The following is a 13663-nucleotide window of genomic DNA, read 5'->3' as shown; positions in this document are numbered from 1 at the left end:
CTCGGTCAGCGAGATGCCGCGACGGCGGGCCCACGCCGCCTCGTTACCTTCGCCGTGGCCGCCCGGGAGTTCGCCCTGCCCGGCTCCGTGAACCGCGGCACGCGCCGGGGCCCCACCCCCCACCCAGAACGTCGGCACTCATGAGGAGGTTCGGATGAGCATCAACGAGGATGCCTACGACGTGATCGTCGTGGGGTCGGGCGGAGGTCTGGTCGGGGCGTACGTGGCGGCCTCGCGCGGCCTGCGCACGCTCGTCGTCGAGAAGACCGACCGGGTCGGCGGCACCGTGGCGTACTCCGGCGCGGGTCTGTGGTTCCCGGGGTCCGCTCCGCTGAGCCGGGCCGGGCTGGGTGACGACGTCGAGGAGGCACGGGCGTATCTGCGCAGTGTCGTCGACGACCCGGCCCGCGAGCCGCTCCAGGACGCGTATCTGGCGGCCGGGGTCCGACTGATCGACGAGCTGGAGCAGAACCCCTGGTTCCGGTCCTTCGTCCACGGGCCGGTGCCGGACTACTACGCGGCGGATCCGGGGGCGTCACCCACGGGACACACCGTCTTCCCGCCGCCGCTCGAGGCCGCGGAGCTCCGCGAGCGCAGGGCGCTGGTCCGTGACTCGCTTCCGACCGAGCGGTTCGGTTTCGACGAGGGTCCGGTCCTGGTCGGTGGCCGGGCGCTGATCGGCCGGGCGCTGTCGGCGTTCCTGGAGACGGGCAACGGCGAACTGCGGCTGAACACCGCGCTGGAGAGCCTGGTCGTCGAGGACGGCAGGGTCACCGGTGTGGAGGTCGTCAGCGACGGTGAACGGGTCCGGATCCGGGCCGGGCGGGGCGTGCTGCTCGCGGCCGGCGGCTTCGAGCGCGACCGTGAACTCCGCGAGAAGCACCAGTGGCCGCTCACCGGGGAGTGGTCCGAAGGCGCCCCGGCCAACACCGGCGACGCCCTGCGGGCGGGCATCGCGGTGGGTGCGGACACCGACCTGCTGGACGAGGCCTGGTTCGTGCCGGGGCTCATCCACCCGGACGGTCTGCCGGTCTTCCACACCGGTACCCGGGGCGGGATCTGGGTCAACGGCGCGGGCGAACGCTTCGTCAACGAGACGCGGCCGTACGACCAGGCCGGGCACGAGATCGTCCGGCTGCACGCCGCCACCGGCGTGCGTCACATCCCGGCCCACTGGGTGTTCGACCAGCGGCAGCTGGACCGGGACAGCATCGGCGGCCCGCCGGACGAGCCGCCGGGCCCGCAGTGGCTGGCGTCGGGCGCGCTGAAGAAGGCCGACACGCTCGAGGAACTGGCGCGCCTGATCGACGTCCCGTTCGAGGCGCTGAAGCAGACGGTCGAGGAGTTCAACGGATACGCGCGGACCGGGGTGGACGAGCGGTTCCACCGCGGTGAGACCCCGTGGGACCGGATGTTCCAGCACATCGTCCCGCTGCCCGCGGACCCCCGGCAGAACTTCGCGGCGAAGCCGGCGCCGGAGTGGCCGAACCCGCTGCTCCTGCCCATCGACGCACCGCCGTTCTACGCGGCGACCATCGTGCCGTCCGACATCGGCACGAAGGGCGGTCTGAAGATCGACACCCGCGCGCGGGTGCTGCGGCCCGACGGCCAGCCGATCGAAGGTCTGTACGCGACCGGGAACACCGCGGCCGCGATGTCGGGGCGCGTGTACCCGGGTGCGGGCACTCCGATCGGTTCGAGCCTGGCGTTCGGATATCTCGCGGTGCTGGACATGGCGGGGGCGACGGACTGACGGTACGGCAGCGCCCGGGACACGGTGGGTGTCCCGGGCGCCGAGCCGTTCGCCGCGCCGGGCGCTATGCCGCGGCGATCAGCCGCGCGGCGAGCCGCAGGTCCGTCTCCCCCTGCTCGGGGGAGATCTCCTCGGTCAGCACGGCCACGAACAGCCCCCACCAGCTGTAGACGAGCAGCCGTACCCTGCCGCGCTCGGTCTCCGGGTCGGCGCGGCCCCCGAGCAGTCGCAGGAGCCGCTGTCCCAGCGCCCTCTCGACGATGTCGATCCGGGTCGGGACGACGCTCGCGTACTCCGTGAACGACGACAGCGCCACCGCCGAGGCCAGCAGACGGCTGCCCAGCAGCTTCCCGGTCAGCGCGACGAGCGTCTCCGCCACCTCCGTCGCGGGGTCGGCCGGTCCGTCCGCGACCGGTCCGTCCGCCGCCGGACCGCCGTCGCGGCCTCCGAGGAACTGTTCGATGTGCCATTCGAGGACCGCGAGGAACAGGTAGGGCTTGGACGGGAAGTAGCGGTACAGCGTGGCGATCGCGACGCCGGACTCCTTGGCCACGTCGTGCATCTGCACGCGGGAGAGTCCCTCGCGCGCTCCGAGTGCGGAGGCGGCGCTCAGGATACGGACCCGCCGGGCGGCCTGGCGGCTCGACGCCGGGTCGGCGGGCCGCCGGGCCTGTGCGGGTCTTGGCACGTCGTCGTCCCCCCTGTCGTCGGCTGCTCCCGCCGTCGGCACTCAGCCGGCCTCCGGGCGGGTCAGGAAGGCCAGTACCGCGCTCTCCCAGGCCGCCTTCTGCTCGATCATCGCCCAGTGCCCGCAGTCCGGCAGCACGTGCAGTTCGGCTTTGGGGATGGTGCGCAGCGGCAGCAGCGCGTTCTCCAGCGGTGTCACCCGGTCGTCCCGGCCCCAGGTCAGCAGGGTGGGCACGGCGATCTTGTGCAGTGCGGCCCAGACGGGTTGGTCCGACTGGGCCTGGGCGGCCAGGACGGCGGCCATCGCCTGCCTGCCGTAGATCCGGCGGGACGCCTCCAGCGTCGCCGGTTCGGTGGCGCTCGCCCAGCGTTCCCCGACGAGCTCCTCGGTCAGCAGGGCCGGGTCGTGGACCATGGCCCGCAGCCACTGGACGAGTTTCTCCCGGGTGGGGTCCTCGGCGAACTCCACCAGCAGGTTGAGCCCTTCGCTGGGCGCGGGCGAGAGGATGTTGCGGCCCACTCCGCCGATGGTGACGATCCTGCGGAACAGGTCCTTGTGGGCGACCGCGAGCCCCACGGCGACGAACCCGCCCATGGAGTTCCCGATGACGTCGACGCGGTCGAGACCGAGGCCGTCGAGGAAGCGCAGGACCGCCTTCGGGCCGGCCGCCATCGGGTTCTCGGCGGTCGGGTCGCTCACCCCGAAGCCCGGGAACTCCAGCGCGAGGCAGCGGAAGTGGCGGGAGAGGACGGGAAGGTTGGCGCGGTAGTTGCGCCAGCCGGTGACTCCCGGCCCCGACCCGTGCAGCAGGAGCAGCGGCGGTCCGTCGCCCGCCTCGTGGTAGCGCAGGATGCCGTCGTCGGTGTGCAGTTCGCGCAGGGTGTCCTCGTGGCTGAGTGTCATGGCCGTCACCGTCGCACCCGGGTGACGCCGTGCGCCGTGCGTCTCCCGATCAGTGGGACGCTCCCGGCCACGGGCGTCCCGGGCTGTCTAGCGTCGCGGACATACCGATACCGGGAGCCCGTCGGGCCGGCCCGGACCTGACCGACTGTGAGGGGAGGGCCTGATGGGTGTGCGCTCACTCGGGTACCTGCGTCTGGAGTCCGACGACCTCGGCAAGTGGAGGACCTTCGGGGCCGACTTCCTCGGCCTGATGCCCGTAGAGGGCGGCGACGCCGAGTCGCTGTCCTTCAGGATGGACGACCACCCGGCCCGGATCGTGGTCTCGGCGGGGGCCCAGAGCGCCATGACGGCGCTGGGCTTCGAGGTCCTCGACGAGCGGGAGCTGGCGCGTCTGGCCGCGGACGTCGAGAAGGCCGGGATCAAGGTGACGGCCGGCACCGAGGCCGAGGCGGCGGAGCGGAGGGTCACGGGCTTCGTCAGGTTCAACGATCCGGGCGGCAACCCGGTCGAGCTGTTCTACGGCACGGTTCTCGACCATGTGCCCGTGCACACCCCGCTGGTCTCGAGGTTCGTCACCGGCGACATGGGCTTCGGGCACGCGATCGTCTCCGCCGAGGACGCCCGGACCACGTTCGACTTCTATGTCGGTGTCCTCGGCTTCATCGAGCGCAACACGATGCGCTCACCGGCCGGCACGACGTGGTTCATGGGGTGCAACGCCCGCCACCACACGCTCGGTGTCACCCCGATGCCGGGTCCCGGGCGGCTGCTGCACTTCATGGTGGAGGGCGCGACCCTGGACGACGTCGGGCGCGCCCTCGACCGGGCCGCCCGGTACGAGGTGCCGATGATGCACTCGCTCGGCAAGCACACCAACGACCACATGGTGTCGTTCTACGTGTGGTCGCCGGAGAACTACGCCGTCGAGTTCGGCTGGAACGGCCTGAAGGTGCCGGAGCCCGTCCCCGTGTACGAGATCACGGACGGCGCGTTCTGGGGCCATCACTTCACCCCGCCGCCGCAGCCGGCCGGCTGAGCGGGCGGACACGGCTGAGCCCCACGGCCCGTGACGGCCGTGGGGCTCAGCCGTGTCACTCGACGGTGATCGCCCGTTCCGGGCAGGCCGACTCGCCGTCCCGGGCGGCCTGCAGGAGGTCCTCGGGCACCTCCGCGTCGAGGGGCAGCGCGTAGCCGTCGTCGTCCAGGCGGAACAGTCCGGGTGCCGCCGCCCAGCAGCGGGCGTGCCCGGAGCACGACGACGTGTCGACGGTGATCTTCATACAACCCACCTCGTTCTACGGCTTGTTGGTCGACCCCGCGTCGACGGTGAACTGAAGGCCGGTGACGTACCGCGCCTCGTCGGAGGCGAGGAACAGCACGGCGTTGGACACGTCCCGCGGTTCGACGTACGGGGCCAGCGGGTTCATCGCCGCGAGGGCGAACAGCGGTTCCCGCGCGGCCAGTTCCTCCACGGGCACGCCGACGGTGATGCCCGTGTCGCTGACGCCGGTGGGGTGGACGGTGTTCACCCGGACGCGGTGCGGCGCGAGTTCGTTGGACAGGGCCTTCATCAGGCCGACCACGCCGTGCTTGGCGGCCACGTAGTGGGCGTACGGCACATGCCCGCGGATGCCGGCGGCGGAGCTGATCAGGACGATCGAGCCGCCCTCCCCGGCCTCGATCATCCAGGGGATCGCGGCCCGCGCCGTGTTCCAGGCGCCCTTGAGGTTGACGTCGACGACGACGTCCCAGACCTCCTCGGACAGCTCCCAGGCGGAGCCCGAACTCATGACACCGGCGTTGGCGACGACCACGTCGAGCCGCCCGAACTCGGCCCGCGCCGCGTCGACGGCCGCCCGTACCTCGGCGATCGAGCGGACGTCGGCCTGCACGACGACGCACCGCCGGCCGGTCGCCCTGACCAGCCGCGCGGTCTCCTCCAGCTGGTCCTTCGACGCGAGCGGGTACGGCAGTTCGTCGCTGATGTCGTGGCAGACGTCGGTGACGACGACGTCCGCGCCCTCCTCGGCCAGCCGCACGGCATGGGAGCGGCCCTGCCCCCGCGCCGCTCCCGTGATGAGCGCGACCTTGCCCTCCACACGCCCCATGGCGGCCTCAGTCCTTCCTCGCGTGGTCGGTCAGGTCCTCGGCGGCCTCGCGCAGGGCGCGCAGCCGGGACCCGAGGAGTTCGCGTTCGGCCTCGTCGGACGCATCGAGCCCGGCCAGCCGTACGTCCGTCTCGGCGATCTCCGCGAGGAGCCGGCCGTGCGCCTCCTCGCGGGTGAGCAGGTCCAGGTCGGTCCAGTCGGACCGCTCGGACTCCGGGCGCCGGCTCATGCGGGGAGGTTGTAGAGGCGGCGGGCGTTGAGCTCCACGATCTTGTGCACCTCGTCGTCCGGGACGTCGGCCAGCACCTCCGCCGCGTAGGCGCGGGACTTGGGCCAGTAGGAGTCGGAGTGCGGGTAGTCGCACTCCCAGGTGATCTTGTCGACGCCGACGTGGTGGCGTACCTCGACGCCGAACCGGTCGTCGATGAAGCAGCCGTGGAAGTGCTTGTGGAACAGGTCCGAGGGCCGCACGCTCTGGTTGACGTTCTGGTAGAAGCGGTGCCGCTCCCAGGTGCCGTCACTGCGCTCCAGCAGATACGGGATCCAGCCGATGCCGCCCTCGGACAGGCCGATCTTCAGCCTGGGGTGCTTGTGCAGCACCGGGGAGAACAGCAGGTCGGCGGTGGCGAACATGGCGTTGCAGCCGAACAGGGCGATCGTCACGGCGAACGGGGCCTCCTCGGCCGTCTTCGGCGGCTTGCCCGAGGTGCCGAAGTGCAGGCACAGCGGCATGTCGGTCTCCTCGGCCGCCGAGAACATGGGGTCCCAGTGGTCGGTGTGGAAGGAGGGCAGGCCGCGCGGGGCCGGGTTCTCCGGGAAGGAGATCGCCTTCGCCCCCTTGGCCGCGGTCCGGTGGATCTCCGCGACGCAGGCCTGCACGTCCCACATCGGCATGATGACCAGGGGGATGAGCCGCCCCGGCGCGGTGGCGCACCACTCGTCGAGGACGAAGTCGTTCCACGCCTGCACACACAGCAGCGCCAGTTCTCGGTCCTTGCCGTCCAGGAAGACATGGCCGGAGAACCCCGGGAAGGACGGGAAGCACAGGGCGCCCCACACCCCGTCCAGATCCATGTCGCGGATCCTGGCCGCGGGGTCGTAGCAGCCCGGGATCATCTCGTCGTAACGGGTCGGTTCGAGGCCGAACTCCTCCGGCTTCTTTCCCGCGACGGCGTTCAGGCCGATGTAGGGGTGGATCCGGTCCTCGTAGACCCACACCTCGGCGGGTGCCCGGCCCGCTCCCCGCGGCTGCTCCACGATGCGTGGACCCGCCTCCCGGAACCTCGCCGGCAGACGGTCCGACCACAGGCGTGGGGGCTCGATCAGATGGTCGTCGGTCGACAGCAACTTCATCCATGGCTGCAACGGCATCCTTGTGCTCCCTCGGTCTCGGGGACTCTCTAGCACTGGTGACATTGTGTGCACTGAACAAGTCCCGTTCAGCGGAAACGATCAGCAACAACACGCGGATTTCCGAGATCATCAAGAAACATCCGATTCGCTGTGTCGCTATTCAGGCTACTCTTTTTTCGAGGGAAGGAGACCCCATGGGTCGAGTGCAGGACAAGGTCGTCTTCATCACCGGGGCCGCGCGCGGCCAGGGCCGGGCCCAGGCGGTCCGGCTCGCCGCGGAGGGAGCCGACATCATCGCCGTGGACCTCTGCGCGGACATCGCCACCAACGGCTATCCGCTGGCCACCGAGGAGGACCTGGACGAGACGGTGCGCGAGGTCGAGAAGCTCGGCCGGCGCGTCGTCGCGCGCAAGGCGGACGTGCGGGATCCGGCGGCGCTCAAGACCGCCGTGGCCGACGGGGTGGCCGAACTGGGGCGGCTCGACGCCGTGGTCGCCCAGGCCGGGATCTGCCCGCTGGGCCCCGGGCAGACCGCGCAGGCCTTCCTCGACGCGGTCACCGTCGACTTCCACGGGGTGGTGCACGCCGTCGACGCGGCGCTGAACCATCTGCCGGACGGCGCCTCGATCGTCGCGACCGGATCGATCGCCGCGCTGATCCCGGCGACCACCGACAACCCGGCCAACGGGCCCGGCGGGCTGGGCTATTCGTTCGCCAAGCGCCAGGTGGCCGCGTTCGTGCACGACCTGGCGACGGTGCTGGCCTCGCGACGGATCCGGGTCAACGCGGTGCATCCCACGAACGTCAACACCGACATGCTCAACAGCGACCTCATGTACCGGTCGTTCCGGCCCGACCTGGAGAACCCCGGCCGCGAGGACGCGCTGCCCTCCTTCCCCGCGACGACCGGCTTCGGCATCCCGTACGTCGAGCCGGAGGACATCGCCGACACCGTGCTCTTCCTGGTCTCCGACGAGTCCCGCTACGTCACCGGTGTGCAGTTGCGCGTCGACGCCGGCGGGTATGTCAAGCGGCGTCCGCAACCACCCACGTTCTGAGGGCAGTTCACGAGGTCCCGGTCAGGTCGATGACCACCTTGCCGGTGGTGCGCCGTTCCGCCACGTCGGTCAGGGCGGAGGCCACCTCGGCGAGGGGGTGGACGCGGGAGACGAGCGGGCGCATCCCGTCCCGGACCAGCCGGGCGAGCTCCCGGTCCCCGGCGGCCACCGCGTCCGGGGCGTACCGGCGCAGCATGCGGATCTCGAAACCCCGCACCACCGCGTCCTTGAGCAGCACCAGGTTCAGAGGGATCCGGGGGATCCTTCCGTCGGCGTAGCCCACGGTCACGAACCGGCCGCCCCGCCGCAGCGCGCGCAGGGCGGCCTCGGCGTGGTCTCCGCCCACCGGGTCGACCACGAGGTGGACGCCGTCGCCGCCGGTCAGCTCCCGGATCCGGGTCTTCAGGTCCTCCCGCACGTAGTCGACGCCGGCCTGCGCGCCGAGTTCGTGGGCGACCGCGAGCCGCTCCCGGCTCGATGCCGCCGCGACGACGCGGATCCCCAGCCGGGTCGCGATGTCGACGGCCGCGGTGCCGACCCCGCCCGCCGCCCCGAGGACCGCCGCCCACTCCCCCGCCGCGCCCCGCCCGACCGTGACGAGGGAGTGGTAGGCGGTCGCGTACGTCACGTGGAAGGCGGCGGCACGGACCATGTCGAGCCCGTCGGGGACGGGGCGCAGACCCTCGACGGGCACCACGACCTGCTCGGCGAACGCGCCCGTCAGCACCGCTCCGGCCACCGCTGTGCCCACCGCGGGACCGGGCACGCCCGGCCCCAGCGCCGCCACCACACCGGCGAACTCGCTGCCCGGTGTGAACGGCGTCGGCACGGACACCTGGTAGCGGCCGGCCACGAGCAGCACGTCCGGGAAGTTGACCGCGGCGGCGTGCACCCGGACCAGTACCTCGCCCGGGCCGGGTTCCGGGTCGTCCAGCTCCACGACCTCCAGACCGTCCGGGGGCCCGTGGTGCGTACAGCGCGCGGCTCTCATCGTGCCCTCCCGGCGGTCGGTGTCACCGGGTCCCGGGGCAGGCCGAGGACCTGTTCGGCAATGGTGTTGCGCTGGATCTCGGCGGTGCCCGCGCCGATCGTCGAGGCCCGGGTGCGCAGGAAGCCCCACACCCAGCGTCCGCGCTGGACGGCGTGCGGATCGTGACGGCCGAGCATCCCGTGAGGCCCCAGCAACTCCAGGGCGAACTCGTGCAGTTCCTGCTCGAAGGTCACGATGAACAACCGCGCCGTCGAGGAGGCCGGTCCCGGCTCGCCCTTCGCCAGGATGTCGGCGATGGTCCGCATCCCGGTCAGCCGCATGATCGTCACCCGGATCTCGAAGTCCGCGAGCCGGTCGCGCACCAGCGGGTCGGCGGTCGCCCCGCGTTCGTGCGCCAGCTCGACCAGCTCGTCGAGCACCCGCCGGTACAGGGCCGCCTGGTTCATCGCTCCGGCGGCACGCTCATGGCCGAGGCTCGTCCGGACCAGCGGCCAGCCGCCGTTCTCGGGGCCGATCCGGTCGTCGACGGGCACGCGTACGTCGTCGAGGAAGATCTCGCAGAAGTGCGCGTCCCCGGTCAGGTCCCGCAGCGGGCGCACCCCGACTCCCGGGGCGTGGGCGTCGATCAGCAGATAACTGATGCCGTCCTGGCGGGAGTCGGGGGGCCCGGTGCGCACCAGTGTGAAGAGGACGTCGGCGATGTCAGCCGAACTGGTCCACACCTTCTGCCCGTTGACGACGTACACGTCCCCCTCGCGGCGGGCCGTCGTACGAAGTGCCGGGAGGTCGGAGCCCGCCTCGGGCTCGGAGTAGCCCTGCGCCCACACGGAGTCGCCGCGCAGCATGGGGCGCAGGAAGCGGTCCTTCTGCTCGGTTGTGCCGTACGTGATCAGGGTGGGGGCCGCGATCCCGAGCCCGGTGCCGAGCGGGCCGGGCACCCGGGCGAGCGCGTACTCCTCCTGGTAGATCACCTGGCGGGCGAAGTCCAGGCCCATACCGCCGTATTCGCGCGGCCAGCCAGGGCCCGCGTACCCGGCGTCGAACAGCGTGGCCAGCCAGGCCTTCTGCCAGGCCAGCCGGGCGACGGGATCCCTCGGACGCCGGCCCGGGTGGTGCTCGGTCAGGAAGGCGCGCAGACGGGACCGGAAGTCGTCGGCCGAACTCATCGGACTCCCCCGCCCGTTCAGCGCGGAGCCATACGGAGGGCGCCGTCGAGCCGCACCGTCTGGCCGTTGAGGTAGGGGTTCTCCAGCAGTTCCACGGCGAGGCGGGCGAAGTCGTCGGGGTCACCGAGCCGCCCGGGGTGCGGCACGGTCGCCGCGAGGCCCTCGCGGATGTCGGCGCGCAGCCGGCCGAGCATGGGGGTGTCCATGATGCCCGGCGCGATGGTGTTCACCCGGATCTGCCAGCTCGCCAGGTCCCGGGCGGCGACCAGGGTCATGCCGTGGACGCCCGCCTTGGCTGCGGTGTAGGAGGTCTGGCCGATCTGCCCGTCGAAGGCGGCGACGGAGGCGGTCAGGACGACGGCGCCGCGGTCGCCGTCGACGACGTCGTTGCCGGAGAGACGGGCGGCGGCCAGGCGCAGCACGTTGTAGCTGCCGATCAGGTTGACCCGTACGACCTCGGCGAACGAGGCGAGTTCGCCCGGGGTGCGGTCACGGTCGATGATCCTGGCACGGTCGCCGCCGCGTCCGGCGCAGTGCACGACGAAGCGCAGCGGGCCGAGTTGTCGTGCCGCGTCGAGGGCGGCGGTGACCGAGTCCTCGTCGGTGACGTCCGCGCGGACGAAGCGGGCCGCGTCGCCGAGGTCGGCGACCGCCTTGACGCCCTGTTCCTCGGAGATGTCGGCCAGCACGACGCGGCCGCCCCGGTCGATGACGCGGCGCGCGGTGGCCAGTCCGAGGCCGGAGGCGCCGCCGGTGACCAGCGCCGCTGAACCGTCGATGTTCACTTGGATCTCCTCACAGGCCGAGGGACTTGCCGATGATGGTCTTCAGGACCTCGCTGGTCCCGCCGTAGATGCGGGTCACCCGGGCGTCGGCGTACAGCCGGGCGATCGGGGACTCGACGAGGTAGCCGTAGCCGCCGTGCAGTTGCAGGCAGCGGTCGACGACACGGCCCTGGGTCTCCGTGCAGAACAGCTTGGTGCGGGCCGCGTCGGCCGGATCGAGTTCACCGGCGACCAGCGCCGCGACCGCCGCGTCCAGCAGGGTCTGGGCGGCCGCCGACTCGGCCGACATCGCGGCGAGTTCGAACTTCGTGTTCTGGAAGTGGGCGACCGGCCTGCCGAACACCGTCCGGTCGCGGACATAGGTGAGGGTCAGGTCGATCGCGGCGCGGGTCTGGGCGACGGCGCCGACCGCGATGGCCAGCCGTTCCTGGGTCAGGTTGCGGCCGAGGTGGGTGAAGGCGGCGCCCTCCTCGCCCAGCAGGTTGGCGGCGGGGACCCGGACGCCGTCGAGGAACAGCTCCACGGTGTCCTGCACCGCGAGGCCGATCTTCTCCAGCCGGCGCCCGACCGTGAAGCCGGGCGTGCCCTTCTCCACCACGAGCAGGGACAGTCCGGCGCGCCGGTCGTCCGGGTCGGTGGCGGTGCGGGCCACGACGATCACCAGGTCGGCGTGGTGGCCGCCGGTGACGAAGGTCTTGGCTCCGTCGAGTGTGTAGTGGTCGCCGTCGCGCACCGCCCGGGTCGTGACGCCGGCGAGGTCGGATCCGGTGCCCGGTTCGCTCATCGCGATCGCGGTGTACAGCTCGCCCGAGGCCAGTCCCGGGAACCAGCGGGCCCGCTGCTCGGCGTCGGCGAGACCCGTGAAGTACGGGACGACCACGTCGAGATGGGTACGCAGGCCGCCCAGGGTGACGCCGGCGCGGGCGCACTCCTCCTGGATGACGACGTTGAAGCGGTAGTCGTCCCGGCCGCCCCCGCCGTACTCCTCGGGGACGGCCGCGCCCAGGATGCCGAGCCCGCCCATCGAGGTGAACAGCTCGCGCGGGACGAGTGCGGCGCGCCGCCAGTCCTCGTACACCGGGAGCACTTCGCGGGCGAGGTAGTCGCGGACCAGGAGACGGAAGTCCTCGTGGTCCTGCTCGAACAGGGTCCGGCGCATCGGATCTCCTTCGACCGTCGACCCTATTCAGTATACGCAATCGCCTCTCACCGCACAGCGGTACGCCCCATGTCACGAAGCGGAGACATGGGGCGTCGGGAATCAGTGTCAGTAAATCAATGCCACCAGGGTTCAGTGGCGTCAGACGATCAGTGCCACCGGGGGATCAGTGCCACCAGGGGATCAGCGCGTCCAGGTGACGGCGCATCCGGTGACGGGCGACCCCCGCGTCGCCCTGCACGATCGCGTCGAGGATGCGCTGGTGGACGTGCTGGACCTCGTCGGCCGCGGTGTCCCCGGGGAGCGGCCGGTCATGGCCGGAGGCGTGCCGGCGGAACAGCTCGGTGATGATGGCGAGGAAGAGCGAGAGCACCGGATTGTCGGCCAGATCGGCCAGTTCGGAGTGGAACAGGTCGGCCTTGCGGAGGTCGCCGGCCGGGCCCTCGGTGGGCCGCCGGACGGCCTTGGCGAGGCGCTCGGCGACCACCGTGTCGCCCTCGGCGTGCCGGGCGGTCACCCGGGCGACCATGCCGAGCTCGATGGCGTTGCGGACGATCCGCAGGTCGTCGGCCGTGACGCCCTGGTACTCGAGGAAGAGCGCCATCGTGTCGATGCTGGCCTGCGGCTCGGGCGCGGTGACGACCAGCCCGCCGCCGGGCCCGCGGCGCATCCGGGCGACCTGGTGGTACTCCAGCAGCCGCACGGCCTCCCGCAGGACGGCCCGGCTGATCTCGTAGCGGGCCAGCAGATCCGCCTCCGAGCCGAGGACCATGCCGATCTGCCAGCCCCGCGCGGCGATGTCGTCGTGGATCCGGGCGGCCACCACTTCGGCGAGCTTGGCCCGCGGCCCCTCGACCAGCTCGGGCTCGACCACGTTGCCCGAGATCCGCTGGCCGCGACGGACGCGGTGCTTCTCGATCCAGGCCGCCACCGACTCCAGGTGCGCGGTGAGTTCGGTCTGCGCGCGTGCGCCGTCGTCGGCGACGACGGCGTCGACCACGGCCCGGTGCTCACGGTGCGAGGTCTCCTTCGCCGCGTGCATCTCCGCCCGGGAGATGCGTCGGGAGGTGTGCGCGTACCGGGCGGTCAGGCGGGTGAGCACGTCGATGAACAGGTGCAGCACCGGATTTCCCGAGAGCCTGCCGAGCACCGGGTGCAGCGGGTCCTGCGAATGGACCGACGGGTCGTCCCAGTGGCCGCGTTCGGAGTCGAGCGTGGCCCGGAGCGTGGCGATGCCCTCTTCGGTGATGCGGTCGGCGGCGAGTCCGGCGGCGATCGGTTCGAGGAGCTGGCGGGCCCGGAGCAGGTCCGTGACGCTGGTGCCGACGTACTCCAGGTAGATCACCATGGCCCGGGTCGCCGGTCCCGCGTCGGGCGCGCAGACGATCAGGCCGCCGCCCGGCCCGCGCCGCATCCTGGCGACCTGGTGGTGCTCGACCAGCCGCACCGCCTCGCGCAGCACGGCGCGACTGACCCCGAGCCGCTCCCGCAGGTCGACCTCGGAGCCCAGCGACTCACCGACGGGCCAGCCCTGGCGGATCACGGTCGCCTCGATGCGCTGCGCGGTCTGCGCGGCCAGCTTGCCGACCGGGAGACCGGTCTCGCCGTCGGCGGGCTCGCGGTCGACGGCAGTCGCCATGGGCCAACTCCTCTGAGGGGACATTGCGGATCCCCAGTCTATTGGCCGCCAGGACGCAGG

Annotated in this window: 14 protein-coding genes; 3 read left to right on the top strand and 11 right to left on the bottom strand. The window is 71.9% G+C overall.

Translation table 11 applies throughout. From position 1 onward, the window contains the following. Nucleotides 1-154: 154 nt before the first annotated feature. On the top strand, nucleotides 155-1753 hold the full coding sequence (locus tag OG736_RS35940) for an FAD-binding protein (RefSeq protein ID WP_327186119.1): 1599 nt from the start codon (nucleotides 155-157) through the stop codon (nucleotides 1751-1753). A gap of 64 nt (nucleotides 1754-1817) precedes the next feature. Here the strand turns inward: OG736_RS35940 and OG736_RS35935 are convergent, their stop codons facing one another. Beyond that, on the bottom strand, nucleotides 1818-2441 hold the full coding sequence (locus OG736_RS35935; RefSeq protein WP_327186118.1) for a TetR/AcrR family transcriptional regulator: 624 nt from the start codon (nucleotides 2439-2441) through the stop codon (nucleotides 1818-1820). Between the two features lie 42 nt (nucleotides 2442-2483). Then, entirely contained in the window at nucleotides 2484-3344 is an 861-nt protein-coding gene (locus tag OG736_RS35930) for an alpha/beta fold hydrolase (RefSeq protein ID WP_327186117.1), read from the bottom strand. A 163-nt stretch (nucleotides 3345-3507) separates the two neighbouring features. On the opposite strand from OG736_RS35930, the gene OG736_RS35925 reads away from it, so the two are divergent. Further along, nucleotides 3508-4380: a VOC family protein gene (locus tag OG736_RS35925; protein WP_327186116.1), complete on the top strand. Its 873-nt coding sequence runs from the start codon at nucleotides 3508-3510 to the stop codon at nucleotides 4378-4380. A 55-nt stretch (nucleotides 4381-4435) separates the two neighbouring features. Here the strand turns inward: OG736_RS35925 and OG736_RS35920 are convergent, their stop codons facing one another. The 4 genes from OG736_RS35920 to OG736_RS35905 are packed head-to-tail and all read right to left on the bottom strand — an operon-like array spanning nucleotide 4436 to nucleotide 6823. Further along, entirely contained in the window at nucleotides 4436-4624 is a 189-nt protein-coding gene (locus tag OG736_RS35920; RefSeq protein ID WP_327186115.1) for a ferredoxin, read from the bottom strand. Nucleotides 4625-4639: 15 nt separating this feature from the next. Further along, the gene (locus tag OG736_RS35915; RefSeq protein ID WP_327186114.1) at nucleotides 4640-5452 is read right to left on the bottom strand and encodes a mycofactocin-coupled SDR family oxidoreductase; all 813 of its coding nucleotides are present in this window, start codon (nucleotides 5450-5452) and stop codon (nucleotides 4640-4642) included. A 7-nt stretch (nucleotides 5453-5459) separates the two neighbouring features. Further along, nucleotides 5460-5681: a hypothetical protein gene (locus tag OG736_RS35910; protein WP_327186113.1), complete on the bottom strand. Its 222-nt coding sequence runs from the start codon at nucleotides 5679-5681 to the stop codon at nucleotides 5460-5462. Beyond that, entirely contained in the window at nucleotides 5678-6823 is a 1146-nt protein-coding gene (locus OG736_RS35905) for an amidohydrolase family protein (protein ID WP_327186112.1), read from the bottom strand. Before OG736_RS35905 ends, OG736_RS35910 begins: the two co-directional genes overlap by 4 nt. A 176-nt stretch (nucleotides 6824-6999) precedes the next feature. Between OG736_RS35905 and OG736_RS35900 the strand changes: the two genes are divergently transcribed. Next, a complete protein-coding gene (locus OG736_RS35900) occupies nucleotides 7000-7863 on the top strand; it encodes a mycofactocin-coupled SDR family oxidoreductase (RefSeq protein ID WP_327186111.1) in 864 nt (287 codons plus the stop codon). A 7-nt stretch (nucleotides 7864-7870) separates the two neighbouring features. Here OG736_RS35900 and OG736_RS35895 read toward each other — a convergent pair whose 3' ends face one another. The 5 genes from OG736_RS35895 to OG736_RS35875 form a co-directional block, all read right to left on the bottom strand. Beyond that, nucleotides 7871-8854: an NADPH:quinone oxidoreductase family protein gene (locus OG736_RS35895; RefSeq protein ID WP_327186110.1), complete on the bottom strand. Its 984-nt coding sequence runs from the start codon at nucleotides 8852-8854 to the stop codon at nucleotides 7871-7873. Continuing rightward, on the bottom strand, nucleotides 8851-10020 hold the full coding sequence (locus OG736_RS35890) for an acyl-CoA dehydrogenase family protein (RefSeq protein ID WP_327186109.1): 1170 nt from the start codon (nucleotides 10018-10020) through the stop codon (nucleotides 8851-8853). Before OG736_RS35890 ends, OG736_RS35895 begins: the two co-directional genes overlap by 4 nt. Before the next feature lie 17 nt (nucleotides 10021-10037). Beyond that, nucleotides 10038-10805 (bottom strand): SDR family NAD(P)-dependent oxidoreductase, encoded by a 768-nt coding sequence (locus tag OG736_RS35885; protein ID WP_327186108.1) that lies wholly within the window; start codon nucleotides 10803-10805, stop codon nucleotides 10038-10040. A gap of 10 nt (nucleotides 10806-10815) precedes the next feature. Then, nucleotides 10816-11964: an acyl-CoA dehydrogenase family protein gene (locus OG736_RS35880; RefSeq protein ID WP_327186107.1), complete on the bottom strand. Its 1149-nt coding sequence runs from the start codon at nucleotides 11962-11964 to the stop codon at nucleotides 10816-10818. 166 nt (nucleotides 11965-12130) lie between these two features. Beyond that, nucleotides 12131-13603 carry a FadR/GntR family transcriptional regulator gene (locus tag OG736_RS35875; protein WP_327186106.1) on the bottom strand — a complete coding sequence of 491 codons (1473 nt, stop codon included), beginning with the start codon at nucleotides 13601-13603 and terminating at the stop codon, nucleotides 12131-12133. Nucleotides 13604-13663 lie beyond the last annotated feature (60 nt).

Source organism: Streptomyces sp. NBC_01334 (assembly GCF_035983595.1).
GTDB classification, from domain to species: domain Bacteria; phylum Actinomycetota; class Actinomycetes; order Streptomycetales; family Streptomycetaceae; genus Streptomyces; species Streptomyces coriariae.
This window is presented reverse-complemented; position numbering and strand designations above follow the sequence as displayed.